This is a genomic window from Pseudoalteromonas sp. B62 (assembly GCF_037162565.1).
GTDB lineage: Bacteria > Pseudomonadota > Gammaproteobacteria > Enterobacterales > Alteromonadaceae > Pseudoalteromonas > Pseudoalteromonas fuliginea.
In genome coordinates this window covers 2,786,693-2,802,720 of sequence record NZ_JARLVB010000002.1, presented here as the reverse complement: position 1 = coordinate 2,802,720, position 16,028 = coordinate 2,786,693, and the positions used below count along the sequence as shown (strand labels likewise).

At 38.6% G+C, this 16,028-nt stretch carries 12 protein-coding genes and 2 pseudogenes; 3 read left to right on the top strand and 11 right to left on the bottom strand.

The genetic code is table 11. From position 1 onward, the window contains the following. Window positions 1-7: 7 nt before the first annotated feature. The 6 genes and pseudogenes from P4S71_RS17140 to thrS form a co-directional block, all read right to left on the bottom strand. Entirely contained in the window at window positions 8-466 is a 459-nt protein-coding gene (locus tag P4S71_RS17140; RefSeq protein WP_007375323.1) for an Lrp/AsnC family transcriptional regulator, read from the bottom strand. 207 nt (window positions 467-673) lie between these two features. Continuing rightward, window positions 674-2,493: pseudogene (locus P4S71_RS17135) on the bottom strand (M14 family metallopeptidase). A gap of 631 nt (window positions 2,494-3,124) precedes the next feature. Continuing rightward, on the bottom strand, window positions 3,125-3,484 hold the full coding sequence (gene rplT / locus P4S71_RS17130) for a 50S ribosomal protein L20 (RefSeq protein ID WP_002960711.1): 360 nt from the start codon (window positions 3,482-3,484) through the stop codon (window positions 3,125-3,127). 15 nt (window positions 3,485-3,499) lie between these two features. Continuing rightward, a complete protein-coding gene (rpmI, locus tag P4S71_RS17125) occupies window positions 3,500-3,700 on the bottom strand; it encodes a 50S ribosomal protein L35 (protein ID WP_002960713.1) in 201 nt (66 codons plus the stop codon). A 211-nt stretch (window positions 3,701-3,911) separates the two neighbouring features. Beyond that, window positions 3,912-4,471: pseudogene (infC, locus tag P4S71_RS17120) on the bottom strand (translation initiation factor IF-3). Window positions 4,472-4,530: 59 nt separating this feature from the next. Beyond that, window positions 4,531-6,441 (bottom strand): threonine--tRNA ligase, encoded by a 1,911-nt coding sequence (gene thrS, locus P4S71_RS17115; RefSeq protein ID WP_024606251.1) that lies wholly within the window; start codon window positions 6,439-6,441, stop codon window positions 4,531-4,533. Window positions 6,442-6,795: 354 nt separating this feature from the next. On the opposite strand from thrS, the gene P4S71_RS17110 reads away from it, so the two are divergent. After that, complete coding sequence (locus tag P4S71_RS17110; protein WP_007582681.1) at window positions 6,796-7,242, top strand: DUF3010 family protein; 447 nt, start codon at window positions 6,796-6,798, stop codon at window positions 7,240-7,242. A gap of 184 nt (window positions 7,243-7,426) precedes the next feature. Beyond that, window positions 7,427-9,160 carry an AMP-binding protein gene (locus tag P4S71_RS17105; RefSeq protein ID WP_337151100.1) on the top strand — a complete coding sequence of 578 codons (1,734 nt, stop codon included), beginning with the start codon at window positions 7,427-7,429 and terminating at the stop codon, window positions 9,158-9,160. 100 nt (window positions 9,161-9,260) lie between these two features. Here P4S71_RS17105 and hflX read toward each other — a convergent pair whose 3' ends face one another. Beyond that, window positions 9,261-10,610: a GTPase HflX gene (gene hflX, locus P4S71_RS17100; protein ID WP_337151099.1), complete on the bottom strand. Its 1,350-nt coding sequence runs from the start codon at window positions 10,608-10,610 to the stop codon at window positions 9,261-9,263. A 324-nt stretch (window positions 10,611-10,934) separates the two neighbouring features. Further along, window positions 10,935-11,408 (bottom strand): DUF1456 family protein, encoded by a 474-nt coding sequence (locus P4S71_RS17095; protein WP_002960721.1) that lies wholly within the window; start codon window positions 11,406-11,408, stop codon window positions 10,935-10,937. A gap of 196 nt (window positions 11,409-11,604) precedes the next feature. On the opposite strand from P4S71_RS17095, the gene P4S71_RS17090 reads away from it, so the two are divergent. Next, the gene (locus P4S71_RS17090; protein ID WP_096793603.1) at window positions 11,605-12,708 is read left to right on the top strand and encodes an ISAs1 family transposase; all 1,104 of its coding nucleotides are present in this window, start codon (window positions 11,605-11,607) and stop codon (window positions 12,706-12,708) included. 34 nt (window positions 12,709-12,742) lie between these two features. On the opposite strand, the gene P4S71_RS17085 is transcribed toward P4S71_RS17090, so the two are convergent. Genes P4S71_RS17085 through P4S71_RS17075 form a run of 3 tightly spaced genes read right to left on the bottom strand, consistent with a single transcriptional unit; the run spans window position 12,743 to window position 15,885 of the window. Beyond that, entirely contained in the window at window positions 12,743-13,987 is a 1,245-nt protein-coding gene (locus tag P4S71_RS17085) for a lipoprotein-releasing ABC transporter permease subunit (protein WP_337151098.1), read from the bottom strand. After that, on the bottom strand, window positions 13,977-14,675 hold the full coding sequence (gene lolD, locus P4S71_RS17080) for a lipoprotein-releasing ABC transporter ATP-binding protein LolD (protein ID WP_337151097.1): 699 nt from the start codon (window positions 14,673-14,675) through the stop codon (window positions 13,977-13,979). Before lolD ends, P4S71_RS17085 begins: the two co-directional genes overlap by 11 nt. Further along, entirely contained in the window at window positions 14,668-15,885 is a 1,218-nt protein-coding gene (locus tag P4S71_RS17075; protein ID WP_033029508.1) for a lipoprotein-releasing ABC transporter permease subunit, read from the bottom strand. The genes lolD and P4S71_RS17075 overlap by 8 nt, the downstream gene beginning before the upstream one ends. Window positions 15,886-16,028: the final 143 nt, after the last annotated feature.

Here is a 16,028-nt window from a genome sequence, read left to right as displayed (position 1 = left end):
AGTGCTTTTATAAAGGAAGAGAAGTACTACGTTTTACACATGTCATTGTTACATTAGAATGTACTTCTTGTACGTATTCTAAGCTTAATAAATTATCACGGACAAAGTGCTCATAGCCTTCAATGCCTTGTGAAATAATACGTAGCATGAAGTCCATTGTTCCAGCCATAGTGTAACACTCAGTCACTTGGTCGTAGCTCATAATCAGCTTTTCAAACTCAGCAAGGTTTTTCTTACCATGATTTGATAACCGCACATGTGCATATACAAGCATATCAAAGCCTAGTTTTTTCTCATCTAAAAGAGCTACTTTGCTTTTTATGTATCCATCTTGCTCAAGTTTAGCGATGCGTCGCCAGCAAGGTGATTGTGACAAGCCGACTTTATCAGCAATTTCAGCTGTTGATAAACTGGCATCTTGTTGTAAAAGTGCCAAAATTTGGCGATCTACGTGATTTAGAGACATTTTATTTCTTATTTATCAAATAAACTGGTTAAATTATACAGCTATTTTAAAAAACAGTCTGCTTATTTTTATCTTTTATACTTATATGTTATTTCAATCATCAAAGTAAAAAGTCAACCATACTAACCGATTATAAATGAGCTAGTATTTTCATAACACACCTATTATGCCCTACAAGTATTTGTGTATTGCACGCCCTAGGGCGTATTATATTTCTTTATTCTTTTGATCCGGTATAGCAACCTTCTCTTCAAACGACATGAGTATCGGATATTTTAAATAAGCTTGGTCGTAAAACGGACTTTGCTCATATAGCCAATTCAAACGCGCGTCCGCATCTTGAGCAAACGTCTTATCGTCATTGATTTTTTTATCAAACGCGAGTGCAAGTTTCGGATTATCTTTTAGCATTTGACGAGCATATGGAATGAGCGCATAATTTTCCATGTATTCTGTTCGCTGAAAAATTGTATTAAATTCCCCCAAGCAAAAAATGAGTCTGGCGCTTCAGGATGTAATAAATGCACTGCAAGCTCACCTGCTTTTTGTTGAGTTGTTACTTGGTACCAACCATCTAAATCAACATTAATTGCAGGGATATAATCAAAACTCGCTGATACTCTAAAACGACCTTCAAATGGCGCTTTGTCAAACGTATACTCTGCCACCTTTGCTACTTTTAAAGGCTGTTTATTTTCACCTTCCAGCTTATTAATAGAGACACCGTGTAGTTTCAACTTTTCTATAATATCAATGTATACAGGCGGAATAAAGAACGCTTTGGGTACTTCAACTGTATGTTGTACATCTTTTTGCCAATAAATAGGTAAGTCAGTATATGCATGTGCTTTACCTAAATACTTAACTTCATTTTGGCCCGAGAGCGCATTCATGCTTGATGAATATTCAATACCTTTAAATTGTGTAATCGTATCAGCCTGCTTGGCATAGCCACGCTTGACTATTAACTGTTTAGGAACAAATTCTTGTTCTTTTTTAACTGCATTAGCTAACTCATGACCATGTTTAGATAGTGCATTAATAGCACCATCTAAAAATACGTAAGTTCCTAAAACACGTTGCTTGTATGGCTTTAATGAATGATTTTCTACTAAAATAGTCGGTAATGACTTTAAATCACCCCAACCATTTGAAAAGCGCGGCGTAGCAACCCACCCCGCTAACCCTTTTTTAAAATCTCGCTTATCCATAACAAAAACAAGTGGCCCTGGCGTATGTCCTTGTTTAGCTAGCGTCTCATCTATTAGGGGTTTAAAAAATTGATTTAAAGCATCAGATACCGCAGGCGATTCGCTCGAAAATACTGGATTGTAACCATAAGTCACATCGTACTGGTAATCTGCACCATCGGTTACGTGTACATCAATGTATAAATTTGGGTTGTAGTCGTTAATAACCTTTAAAACGCTTCTAACTTCAGGGGTATCTAATTTAGTGAAATCACGATTTAAATTAAGGTTATTAGCATTTGTTCTAAAGCCCATTTTTGTAGGGCCTCGCTGATTGATACGATTGAATGCACTGCTACGTTCGTGTCCATCTACATTTAAAATAGGAATAAATAATATATTTACCTTTTTTAAAATGTCACGACGCTTACCCGTGGCTATGTCTCTGAGCAGCATAAACATGGCATCTTTACCGTCTATCTCTCCAGAATGTATTCCCGCTTGAATAAAAATAGTCGGCTTAGTGCTATTAGCCATTTGTCCTGATTCAAAAAAACCTTGCTCGCTCGCTATCAACATCTTAATTGCACGTTTGCTGTAACTGTAGCCAATAGTTTGAGATTGAAACTGAGTAGGGTTTGCTGCAACGAGCCTATCAACAAATGCCATAGTATCTGCATAATTAGGCGATATCTCACCGTTAGACAACTCAAAATCGGTTGTTAATGGGCCCTGTTTTTGTAAAAGCTCTACACTTTTTCCCTGCCACTCAATGAGTGGAGGTAAATGTGCGTCATACGCCACACTTGCAGATAAAACGAGTAAACTTGCAAACATAAAATTCTCTAACAAACGCCTTAATTATATAAATTATATCAACTAAATTTTTTATAATGAGAAAACTGCGGTGATTCAACAAAAAAAGCAGCCAATAGCATATGACTCACTTATGTTTGAAATTTAAGGCTTTATTACGCTAACGAATAATCGGTATAAAGTTTAAAAAAACAACTGGTTCAAACTCTTCTTCATTGTTGAACTGAATCAGAATTTTTAGCGCCGTTAACGCTAGGTTTAATAACAATCTGCTCATATATGGGTCTATTTAACATTAAGAAAATTTCAACGACGTTATAGTCCAATTTAATACCAATTCGCTTAATTAAGTGTTCTGTTTTTAGGTAAGAAAATCGTGTTGATAACAAGGCAAAAAATTCGTTATATAGTTGTTCTATATAAGAAATATTTTAACGCAGTTAACGTCAAATTTAATCCCTTAAATTGATTAGGTATTATTGCGGATTGGTATAATTAGTTAAATTGCTCAAAGATTTATGCAGGTTGGTTTAATCTCCCAACTTGAGCAAATATTATTACGGATAGGTATTTGTAATTGAAATAAAATTACTAAATAGCAGGCACAAAAAAAGGAGCCATAGGCTCCTCTTTAATACTTATACAAAAAAGCTTAAGCGGCTAGGCCTTCTTTTGCTTTTTCTACAAGCGCTGCGAATGCAACTTGGTCGTAAACAGCGATATCTGCAAGGATCTTACGATCGATTTCTACAGAAGTCTTTTTAAGACCATTGATAAAACGGCTGTAAGACAGACCATTTTGACGTGAAGCAGCATTGATACGTGCAATCCATAATTGACGGAAAGTACGTTTCTTCGCACGACGGTCACGGTAAGCGTATTGACCCGCTTTAGTAACAGCCTGGAAAGCTACGCGGTAAACACGTGAACGTGCTCCGTAGTAACCTTTTGCTTGTTTTAAAACTTTTTTGTGACGTGCACGTGCGACAACGCCGCGTTTAACTCTTGCCATTTCTAAAAACCCCTATTAAGCGAACGGTAACATACGTGAAACTAGACCATGGTCATTTTTATGAACCATCATCTTAGGACGTAGGTGTAACTTACGCTTAGAAGTTTTCTTAGTCAGAATATGACGAAGATGCGCTTGTTTACGCTTGAAACCGCCAGAAGCAGTCTTTTTGAAACGCTTAGCAGCGCCACTGTGACTTTTTAGCTTATAAGCCATTGCAATAACTCCAATTGTATTGCTTTTAAATTAGTAAGCAGGCGTGAGATATATTGCTATAGCTCCACTTTTAGGCCTGACTTACTGCCATGTTCCGGTGAAGACCCAACATAAATGCCGCAATCTTACTTTAAAACCGGTTAACTCAGGTGAATATTCGCATATTGCTTGCAGACCTGAGCTAATTTCGGTGCGTATTATCGCTTAAAAATTATTTTTTAGCAACAGGCGCCATCATCATAACCATTTGGCGGCCTTCAACACGATTTGGGAAAGACTCAACTACAGCAAACTCTTCTAAATCGGTTTTGATACGGTTTAATAATTCTATACCAATTTCTTGGTGAGCCATTTCACGACCACGGAAGCGGATAGTAATCTTAGCTTTATCGCCAGCTTCTAAGAACTTACGTAAGTTGCGAAGCTTAACCTGATAATCACCTTCATCCGTACCTGGACGGAATTTGATTTCTTTATCTGGATTTGCTTTTGCTTCTTCTTCTGCTCTTTTAGTTCTTTGCTTTTTTCAAAGATGAACTTACCGTAATCCATGATTCTACAAACAGGCGGCTCAGCGTTTGGACTGATCTCAACAAGATCAACACCCGCTGCATCGGCCATAGTTTGCGCGTCTTGTAATGACTGAATTCCAGCTTGTTCGCCTTCAATGTCAATTAAACGAACTTCTTGCGCTGTAATTTCTTCGTTAATACGATTTTTTTGAGCTGTTTGTTGCCCTTTCTTGCCGCCTCTAATAGTACGTTCCTCCAAGAATATCAATAATATAAGCGTGTAATTGGCTGTTTGTTAATGCCTTACACGCTCGGTTTTTACTGTCGATTTTTAATTTCTTCGCTAATTTTAGCTACAAAATCATCAACATTAAATTTGCCAAGGTCTTCACCTGTGCGAGTACGCACTGCTACTTCTTGCTGTTCAACTTCTTTATCGCCAACAACAAGTAAATATGGAATACGCTTCAGTGTATGCTCACGGATTTTAAAGCCAATCTTCTCATTTCTCAAGTCAGCAGCGGCTCTAATTCCAAGTTTATTTAATTTTTGTACAACTTCTTTAACATAAGGAGCCTGTTTATCGGTAATATTCATAATTACCACTTGCTTTGGTGCAAGCCACGTCGGGAATAAACCAGCGTACTCTTCAGTTAAAATGCCAATAAAGCGTTCAATAGAACCTAAAATAGCACGATGTATCATTACAGGTGTACGACGCTCGTTATTTTCTGCTACATAAGTAGCACCTAAACGACCCGGTAATGCAAAGTCTAATTGCACTGTACCACACTGCCACGCTCTGTCTAAACAATCGTACAAAGTAAATTCAATCTTCGGACCGTAAAACGCGCCTTCGCCCGGAAGATAATCAAATTCAATATCGTTTAGCTTAAGTGCATCAGCTAAAGCAAGCTCTGCTTTATCCCACATATGGTCTTCACCAATGCGTTGCTCTGGGCGAGTAGATAGCTTAACTACAATCTTCTCAAATCCGAATGTTTCATATGTATCATAAACCATCTTAATACACGCTGACACTTCGTCCATTATCTGCTCTTCAGTACAGAAAATGTGAGCATCATCTTGTGTAAAGCCACGTACACGCATTAAACCGTGTAGTGCACCTGATGGTTCATTACGGTGACAACAACCAAATTCAGCCATACGAAGTGGTAAATCACGGTACGATTTTAAACCTTGGTTAAAGATTTGCACGTGACCAGGGCAGTTCATTGGTTTAATTGCGTATTCACGTTTTTCAGACTCAGTGGTAAACATTGCTTCTGAATATTTTTCCCAGTGACCTGATTTTTCCCAAAGTGAACGATCCATCATCATTGGACCTTTTACTTCTTCGTACTCATATTCGCGTAATTTTTCACGTACAAATTCTTCAAGCTCGCGGTAAATGCTCCAACCATCGTTGTGCCAAAATACCATGCCTGGTGCTTCTTCTTGCCAATGCCATAAATCAAGCGCTTTACCAATACGACGGTGATCGCGTTTTTCAGCTTCTTCAAGGCGCTTTAAATACGCTTTAAGTTGCTTTTTATCGCCCCACGCGGTGCCGTAAATGCGTTGTAGCATTTTGTTTTCTGAATCACCACGCCAATATGCACCCGCCACTTTCATTATTTTGAAGTTTTGGCAAAATTTCATGTTAGGAACGTGAGGTCCACGACACATGTCTACATATTCTTCGTGATGATATAACCCAGGACGGTCATCTTTAGCGATGTTTTCGTCCAAAATTTCTATTTTGTATGTTTCGCCACGCGCTTCAAATGTATCGCGTGCTTCTTGCCAGCTTACTGTTTTTTTCACTACATCGTAGTTTGTTTTAGCTAGTTGCAGCATACGCTTTTCAATTGCTTCAAGATCATCTTGTGATAATGAGTGTTCCATATCGATATCGTAGTAAAAACCGTTATCAATGGTAGGACCAATTGCCATTTTGGCGTCTGGGAAAAGTTGCTTAACTGCATGACCAATTAAGTGAGCACAAGAGTGACGAATGATTTCAAGGCCGTCATCGTCTTTTGCGGTAATGATCTCAAGGCGAGAATCTTCACAAATTTTATCACATGCATCAACACGGTCGCCATTAACACGACCGGCAATGGTCGCTTTAGCTAAACCAGGACCAATATCGTTTGCAACATCAAGCGTGCTTACAGGGTTTTCAAAACTACGTTGACTTCCGTCTGGAAGAGTAATAACTGGCATTATAAATCCTTACTACAGTGGTGACACCTACAATGTATCACGTGTATTTTTATTAAATTAAATGAGAATGGCTCGACAACGCTTTTACGAATAAGCATTGACTAATTAATGTAGTTGACGAGTCTGTTCAACTACAAGCATATATTGTCGCGTGCTGTGCATTTAATTACAAGTTTAAAGGGGTGAAATCCTCCCATTTTGAGCACTAAATGCAGCTTTTAGTGCAAAAAAATCATTTAGTTAAAATATAAAAGCATCAACGCGCTAATTACGCACCTACAACTATACCTACACTCGCATTTTAATGTGTGTTGCGTATAATACTGCGTAATTAAGTTATTTTAGAGAATAGACATGAGAACATGTGGTGTAGAAATTACCGGTAGTGATGTACTACTTTGTATTTTAAGTAAAGATAATGACGTATTTGATATTCGCGATGTGCGCCAAACACGCTTTACCTTAGGTAACGGTAACGACACTGAAGTAATGCGTAAATTTCAATTCGATTTTGCAAAACTAATGCAAGATTACCAAATTGATTCTGTTGCAATTCGTGAGCGTCAGCCAAAAGGTAAATTTGCTGGCAGCGCGAAGGGATTCAAAATGGAAACCGCGATTCAATTAATCGACAATTTAGATGTACGTTTATTTACCACAACTGAAATTAAAGAACAGGTAAAGCGTAACCCTATTCCTATTGATTTTGAAGAAACAGGTCTTAAAAAGTACCAAGAAAATGCATTTGTAAATGCCTACGTTTACATAATGAAAAAAACATACCGCAGCGACGAAATGTAAACTCATTGCTCGTTTAAAAACGCGTACTTACAATGTAAGACGCGTTTTTTTGTATCTAAAAAAAGGTTTGGTTTTTATAAATCTAATAATACATTAGTCTAACCGCACTTTCCTTTGTCGACAATATGTGTTTATTTTAACTTTGTAGTTTACATAACTCACACACATTTTCATGGAGAGAGCAATGCACACACACAACACTGCGGTAAAAAAAGTAGAACAAATAAATCACTTGCCGTTATCCCAAAGCTACTTTAAAGGTATACAAAGCACACCTTTAACAAATTCGACTATCGGGGAGTATTTTGACTTTATTGTCGACAAAAACCCAGAGGCGTTAGCTGTTGTAGTTCATCACCAGGGTATTCGTTTAACGTATAAAGAATTTCAAAAAGAAGTTAATCAACTAGCTATGGGGTTACTGGCACTTGGCGTAAAACCAGGTGAGCGTGTTGGTATTTGGTCTCCTAATAATATTGAGTGGTGCTTAACCCAATTTGCAACGGCAAAAATTGGCGCAATAATGGTTTGCATCAACCCTGCATATCGCCCTAACGAATTACAATATGCTTTAAATAGTGTTGAATGTTCAACCTTAATCACAGCATCAAACTTTAAAGGCAGTGATTATTTAGAAATGCTTAATGGTTTGGCTCCAGAACTTGAAACTTGCGATAAAGACACACTTAATTTAAAAGCACTGCCCACTCTTAAAAATATAATCCGCATTGGCGATGAAGCCTCTCCTGGTATGTACTCTTTTAATGATGTTATTAACTTGCCAACATCAGCACATGAGCTTGAATTAAAAGCAATTGGTGCAAACTTAAATGCAGAGCAAGACATCAATATACAATTTACATCAGGCACAACAGGCAATCCAAAAGGCGCAACGCTTACACATAAAAACATTTTAAATAATGCGTTATTTGTTGCTGAATCTATGCACTTTACAAGCGATGACAAGTTATGTATCCCTATCCCGCTGTATCATTGCTTTGCTATGGTACTCGGTAGCTTATTGTGTGTTAGTAAAGGTGCAGCAGCCATTTACCCAGGCGATTCATTCGATGCAAAAACCACACTAGATGTAGTTCAACGAGAAGGATGTACAGCGCTGCACGGTGTACCTACTATGTTTATTAGTGAGCTTGAGCTAAGTAATTTTAACGATTATGACTTAAGTACTTTACGCACAGGTGTAATGGCAGGCTCTACATGCCCAGAGCAAGTAATGCGCAAAGTACAAACACAAATGAACATGCATCAAGTACTGATTGCTTACGGGCAAACGGAGTGCAGCCCCATAAACAACATTACCGAAACAGACTCTTCAATAGAGCGGCAAGTAACGACGGTTGGCCGTGCACTTGCCCATACCGAGGTTAAAATAATTGACGAGCTGGGTAACATTCAAAAAATTGGTCAACCTGGCGAAGTGTGTAGTAAAGGAGCAGGCATAATGCGCTGCTATTGGAATGATGAAGCTAAAACAAAAGCCACAATAGATGAAAGTGGTTGGCTACACTCTGGCGATTTAGGTGTTATGGATACTGAAGGGTTTGTCACCATAGTTGGCCGTATCAAGGATATGATTATTCGCGGTGGCGAAAACATTTATCCGCGCGAGATAGAGGAAGTGCTTTACACCTACCCGGGCATTCAAGATGCTGCCATATTTGGTATAACTGATGAAAAGTATGGCGAGGAAGTGTGCGCTTGGATCCAACCAAAAGAAGATGCAGTGCTTGATGAGCAAGCAATTCGTGAGTTTTTAAAAGACAAACTAGCCTACTTTAAAATGCCACGACATATCCGTTTTGTAGAAAACTACCCAATGACGGTAACAGGTAAACTGCAAAAGTTTAAAATGCGTGAGCAAATGCAAGAAGAGCTAAGCGACAAAGCCTTCTCCTAATTTTTTCTCTACAAAAATCTGATCTCTGAATAATAAATCTATCTCAAGCAACTATTAAAAAGCACAGCCAATTGGCTGTGCTTTTTGTGTGCTGGACTTATTATAAATTCAGCATTCTCTTTTTTAAACGTTCTAAATCAATCGCACTCGAGCGCACTGTTAATTTAATATGGCTGTATTCATATTCTTCTTTAACAACACTCATACTCGATCGAATTTCGCCCACAATACCTTTAGCTGTGTACGGTATAACAATCTCTTCTTCAATCATGTCCTCTTGAGCAATGCCAATAATGTATTTGTGCAGTTTACTAATATCATCTGGATTACGCGTAGAGGTCATCATCGCATCAGGAAATTCATCCATTAGAGACTGCTGTTGATCAGTACTTAATTGGTCTGACTTATTCAATACTAATAATTTTTTACTGCCTTCAACACCGACTTCTGCCAGTACTTTATGTACTACTTCAAGCTGTGAGCGAAAAGAAGGATCTGAAGCATCTACAACATATAACAGTAACGATGCATCATGTGCCTCAGCGAGCGTTGAATGAAATGAAGCCACCAAATCGTGAGGTAACTTTTTAATAAAACCAACTGTATCTGATACGAGTATACGAGGCTGGGTAATGGGATATAACGCACGAACTGTAGTATCTAGCGTAGCAAAAAGCTTGTTTTCGCCCTCTACATCACTGCCTGTAATAGCACGCATCATTGATGACTTGCCTGCATTGGTATAACCAATTAAAGCCACTGAAAATAGCTCAGAGCGCTGCGTACGTCTGTCCATCATTACATCTTGAACACTAACAAGTTCGCGCTTTAATTCTGCTAACTGATCGCGCACCTTACGGCGATTAAGCTCAAGTGTGGTTTCACCCGCACCTTTACCCATTTGGCGTTCTTTATCGCCTGTTGATGTTTCACGCAGTCGTGGCGCGACATAATTAAGGCGAGCAATTTCAACTTGTAATTTTGCAGTTTTAGTACGCGCATGACGGCTAAATATTTCAATGATAATACCAGTGCGATCAAATACTTCTACACCTAATTGGTTCTCAACATTACGCAGTTGAGAGGGCGTTAAATCGCAGTCAAATACCACTACATCGGCACATGCAAAATCTAAATCGTTTGATGGGATTTCTGACGATATTTCGGTTAAAGGGTCTTCATCAAGTAAATTATCTTCTTGCTCGTCTTCAACCATCCCTTTATTGCCGGTAAGGTGAGCTATTTCAGCTAGTTTACCTGAGCCCAGTACATTAACTTTTTGAGTTGAGCTTTGCTTTTGCGATTGCGTACCTACTACTTTAAATCCTAACGTAGTCACCAAACGCGCAAGCTCTGCAAGCGACTCTGTTGCTTCGTCACCTTTAAATTGTGGTGTGCTAATAGAAATAAGTAACGCATTAGGAAGTGATGGTTTTGCAGTTAGTTGCATAATTTTTTATATGTTAATGCACCTAAAGTGCAAACCTAATTTTCATTCGAAAGTAAGCTGATCCTACGCTGTTATGGCCGAGCTTTACAGCGTTATAGCTTACGAATGCAATTATTATCTTTATTTTGCCAAAATTAGCGTTAATCTGTGAACTATTTGTACGGGGGCAATATAATTTTTACACGCAAGTAAACCAATAAGTAACTTGGTGTTGTTATAAGTGTATTTAATTATTAAGTGTTGGGGTTTACCATTGATAATAGGCTTTATGTAGCATTGCACATACACAAGCCCATTAACTAAAAGCTAATTAGCTAAAACCAGTTACTCAGCAGACTCTTCTGGACGATGCTGCTTTTGTACGCCGGTTAAAAACAAACGTAATATTTGATCGTTACAAACACGGTAATGTTTGTTATCTACTTTTCGAGAAAACGCGCTTAACTCATGTTTACTTAAGTCAAAATCAACCAGTGCAAGTGTTGCTATAACATCTTCTGCTTTCATATTTAAAGCAATACGTAGCTTCATAAAGATAATATTGTTGTTTAGCTTTTTCTCAGGCTCTGGTTGCTCACCTTCGCGTTTGCCACGTTGGGTATTAATAAACCCATTTAAAAAGCTAGCAAACTCAGTATCACTTATTGGGGTAAAAGCCTCTTCACCTTCTTTAGTTAACCATGCAATTACTTGCTCTTTGGTGACCGTATGCTCTGCTGATGCAAAAACATTGACCATAGCAGTATCAGTTAAGTTAAAAGTGTAGCGAATGCGGCGTAAAATATCGTTATTAGTCAAAGTAAATCCCAAAGTGAGGTATAGCAACCAAGCAGTTATTGCTTAATTTTAAATAAGCACCTAGTTTAACAGGTTTACTAATACCACCCTATTAATTTTTATCTGAGCTTCTTATACCTACAGGGCAAGATCATACTTAACTTGATTATTACTTCGAATCTGTGATCAAATCGCCTTTTTCTCAAAGGCGATTAACATGTCATTCATCAACCATTTCAACGACATTCAAGATACTCGTTCACACATCAACAAAAAACATGAATTGCTGGATGTTATATTCCTTACAGTCACTGCGATTATTTCAGGTGCTGAAGGGTGGAAGGATATTAAGCAATTCGGTGACAGTAAACTGACTTGGTTACGTAAGTTTCGTTCATTTGAAAATGGTATTCCTGTCGATGATACGATTGCTCGTATCATTAGCTCACTGGCCCCTGAAGCTTTATTAGCTTGTTTTGTTTCTTGGGTTAATGAGCTTAGAGATGCGAATAATCAAAGCGTCATTGCCTTTGACGGTAAAACACTTCGCCATTCTTATGATGGTGATAAAAAAACAGCTATTCACAGTGTTTCAGCTTATGCAGTTGAACAGGGCCTAGTACTAGCACAATGCAAATCAAAAAGTAAGAAGAATGAAGTATCAACAGTGATGGCACTTATTGAATTACTTGAGCTTAAAGGCAATATCATCACAGCAGACGCGATGCATTGTTTAAAGAAAGTGACGAAAGCCGTCAGCAAGAAAGACGGAGACTATTTGCTGCAAGTGAAGAATAACCAAGGAAAATTGAACAAAGAAATTCAAGCCTACTATCACAAAGTCAGACGAGAGCAGCCATCACTCATCCAGCAAAATAGCCATGAAACAGTAAATGATGGGCATGGTCGAATAGAGCAGCGCACTTACACTCAACTGTTGGTGACAGATTGGCTTGAGCAGCGCCACGGTTGGGTCAATTTCAACTCCATAGTCGAGGTAGTACGACAGCGTTATGTTGGTGATAGTCATACAATGGAAACGAGTTATTACATCAGCTCGCTAGGGATAAACCCAGAGCAAGTAGCCAAGTCTATTCGCCAGCATTGGGGAATAGAAAACTCAGCACACTGGGTATTAGATATGACATTTAAAGAAGACGATTCACGTATTCGTCGAGGTGATGCCCCCGAGAATATGGCGACCTTTAGACGATTTGCGATGAACTTAGCGAAATTAAGCGCGATAAAAGACAGTATGAAAGGTAAGTTGAAACAGGCTGCTTGGTCAGATGAGGTAAGAGAGCAGCTTATTTTAGGATAAATAACGCTCAAGTATGATTTTGCCCTGCTTATACCTAGTTACCAAGCACCTTGGCAGGATCTACGCGCGTTGCTTGCCATGCAGGATAAATAGTGGCAAGTATCGCAAGCACAAACGTAACAATCACTGTAATACCAATGTCTTCAAGTACTAATTTACTTGGTAAAAACTCTATAAAATAAACGCCCTCAAGTGGATTGGCTCCAAATAATTGGCTTATCCACGTAAAAAGCTCACTTATATTAAGCGCTAATACCACACCAATTAGTGTTCCTAGTGCCACGCCTACAAATGCTTGCATTAAGCCCTGCATTACAAAGGTGGCTAAAATAGTACTGTCTTTCGCGCCCATGGTTTTTAAAATCGCGATATTGCCTTGTTTTTCGCGTACTTCCATCACCAAGGAGGACACAATATTAAAACTGGCTACCGCTATAATTAAAAACACCACAATATAAACAATGGTACGCACCATTTGAATATCTTGATAAAGGCTGCCTTGGGTTCTAAACCAACTTGAAACATACACGTAGTCGTCAATAGTTTGGCCCACTTTTAGCGCTATTTGGTGCGCCGAAAACACATCATCAACACTTAAACGCAGCCCTGTTACTTGGGTTTCATCGTAACCCAATGTTTGCTGTGCTTTGTTAAGATGTATAAATGCAGCGGTACTATCAATCGGTCCGCCCATTTCTATAACACCTGCAAGGTTAAGTGTTACGCGTTTAGGCGCTAATAATGATTGACCTTTTTGACTAATTTGCGGAATAAGTAATGTAATGTTATCGCCTACTTTGGCGTCTAACTGTTTTACTATTTGCTTACCTAAAATTACATCGTCAAGGCCTAACTGACTCACTAATTTACCACTGGTAAACTGGTTTACCGCCGATACATTACTCTCGAGCGATGGCTCAACACCTCGAATTTCTATCGCTTTTAGCTGGCTTTTATATTGCGCCATTCCGTTAACGGCAATAAATGGCGCAGCCCCTGTTACATGCGGTTGTGTTTGTAAATCCTCTACCTTTTGCGGCCAATTTGCAATGGGTCTACTTGGTGCTACATATTCAACCTGCGGCACAACACTTAGCAATCTATGTACTAGTTGCTGCTCAAAACCATTAATTACCGACAGCGCCACAATTAAAACCGCGACACCTAATAAAATACCAATAGTCGACGCTTTAGCGATAAAACTAACAAAGCCGTTTTTTTCATCTTTGTGGCCTGAATAGGCTCTAAAACGTTTACTTAAAAATGCACTAAGCAACATGCTGCGACTCTTTAATAGCTAGTTTTCCATAGTCTAAATAAGCTATTTTGCCCAGCTTATCGGCAAGTTCTAAATCGTGTGTAACTACCACAAAACTGGTGTTTAAGCTTTGGTTAAGCTCATTAATTAAATCGTAAATTTTAATCGCATTTTGTTTATCTAAATTACCGGTTGGTTCATCAGCAAGCACAAGCGCAGGTTTTGTAACCAGTGCACGGGCAATAGCCACGCGTTGGCGCTCTCCACCAGAAAGCGCAGACGGTTTATGCGAGCTGCGATGTGCAAGGCCTACTTTTTCGAGCATATCGAGCGCTTGAGCTTTGGCTTCTTTTGCACTCAAGCCTTTAATTAATAATGGCATAGCCACGTTTTCAACTGCGCTAAACTCCATTAATAAGTGATGAAATTGATAGATAAAGCCCAAATTTTTGTTTCTAAATGCGGCTTGCTCTGTTCGCGAAAGTTTTGCAACTTCTTGGTTTTTAATTTTAGCGCTACCTGAGCTTGCGGTATCTAATGTGCCAAGTATGTGTAAAAGCGTACTTTTACCAGAGCCAGAGCTCCCTACAATAGCGAGCATCTCACCTTGCTGCAGCGCTAAATCAACACCTTTTAATACTTCAACTTGGTTGCTGCCATCTTGATAAACTTTACTTAAATTTTCACAACTAATTACTAAATCATTCATAACGTAATACCTCTGCTGGTTTTACTTTTGCGGCTTTACGCGCAGGATATAAGGTAGCTAAAAAGCTCATAGCAATACTGGCAAACGCTATTATTACTAAACTCAAAATATCAAATTTTACCGGAAGCTCTATACCCGCCAATAAGTTTAAGCCCACTAATGCAAGTAGCTCATTTATATATAAACTAAATATTACACCTAAAAATGCGCCTATTGCGGTACCAATTACGCCGTTATATAAGCCTTGCACCATAAACACTTTTTGCACTTGCGAAGGCGTTAAACCTAACGTTTGTAGTATGGCCACTTCACCTTGTTTTTCGCTTACCATCATGGTTAATGCCGATACAATATTAAATACAGCCACCAATACAATGAGGGCAAGCAACATAGACATAATGCGCTTTTCCATAGCAACGGCTGCAAATAGAGTACCTTGGGTACTGCGCCAATCACTATAATTATGATCTTGTAAAATACGCTGGCTTGCTTCAATAAACTCATCTAGTTCGAAAGGTTCGTGCAATGAAACACTTAAATTTGGGGCAGTGTTTTTATCCAGCTTTAATACCCGTTGTAGTGAAGCGCCACTTGTAAACGCAAGTGCCATATCTATCTCAGATCCGGTTTCGTATATTGCGGCCACTTTAAATAAACGCTGGCTGGGTACTCGCCCAAGAGGTGTATATGTTGAAGCATTAGGCATAATAACGCGAAGCTTATCACCCACGCTAACGCCTAATTTACGACTCAAATAACGGCTTATAGCAATGTTGTAATTTTTGTTTAATACAGTTTTCCAATCGCCTTGCACTATTTTATCGGTAATTTTATACAAAGAACCGCTGTCGTTATAAAGGCCTTGTAGTAAAACGCCGTGCAAGTCTTTATTCGTTTGCAAAATAGCTTCGCCGTGGCGATATAAGCTTACATGATCAACATAAGGAGATTGTTCAAGGTCGGTTTTAAGGGTGCCCATTTGGGTGGCAGTGTTTTTACCTGCGCTAACTTCAACATGCGGAATAAGTCCGAGCATATTGGTTTTTAGGCTATTTTCAAACCCGTTCATTACACTGCTTACCGTAAATAATGCCATCAAACCAATAGCGATACCGGCAATAGAAAAAAACGAAATAAACGATATAAACGCATTTCCTTTAGATGAGCGACTATATCTAAGCCCTATAAATAAGCTAACCGGTTGAAACATATTATTTTTAACACTTATCGTAAAAGTATTGAGCAATAGTAGCACGAAAAAAGTGCCTTTGGGTATGGCGTAAAATGTAAGAAATAATTTAAAAATCTGATACTTGGCTATATTTACAGCAATACATGCTTAACCATTAATTC

Coding starts and splice junctions, on each gene's coding strand:
- P4S71_RS17140 (WP_007375323.1), bottom strand. CDS start 466: ATGTCTCTAAATCACGTAGATCGCCAAATTTTGGCACTTTTACAACAA.
- rplT (WP_002960711.1), bottom strand. CDS start 3,484: ATGGCAAGAGTTAAACGCGGCGTTGTCGCACGTGCACGTCACAAAAAA.
- rpmI (WP_002960713.1), bottom strand. CDS start 3,700: ATGGCTTATAAGCTAAAAAGTCACAGTGGCGCTGCTAAGCGTTTCAAA.
- thrS (WP_024606251.1), bottom strand. CDS start 6,441: ATGCCAGTTATTACTCTTCCAGACGGAAGTCAACGTAGTTTTGAAAAC.
- P4S71_RS17110 (WP_007582681.1), top strand. CDS start 6,796: ATGAGAACATGTGGTGTAGAAATTACCGGTAGTGATGTACTACTTTGT.
- P4S71_RS17105 (WP_337151100.1), top strand. CDS start 7,427: ATGCACACACACAACACTGCGGTAAAAAAAGTAGAACAAATAAATCAC.
- hflX (WP_337151099.1), bottom strand. CDS start 10,610: ATGCAACTAACTGCAAAACCATCACTTCCTAATGCGTTACTTATTTCT.
- P4S71_RS17090 (WP_096793603.1), top strand. CDS start 11,605: ATGTCATTCATCAACCATTTCAACGACATTCAAGATACTCGTTCACAC.
- P4S71_RS17085 (WP_337151098.1), bottom strand. CDS start 13,987: ATGTTGCTTAGTGCATTTTTAAGTAAACGTTTTAGAGCCTATTCAGGC.
- lolD (WP_337151097.1), bottom strand. CDS start 14,675: ATGAATGATTTAGTAATTAGTTGTGAAAATTTAAGTAAAGTTTATCAA.
- P4S71_RS17075 (WP_033029508.1), bottom strand. CDS start 15,885: ATGTTTCAACCGGTTAGCTTATTTATAGGGCTTAGATATAGTCGCTCA.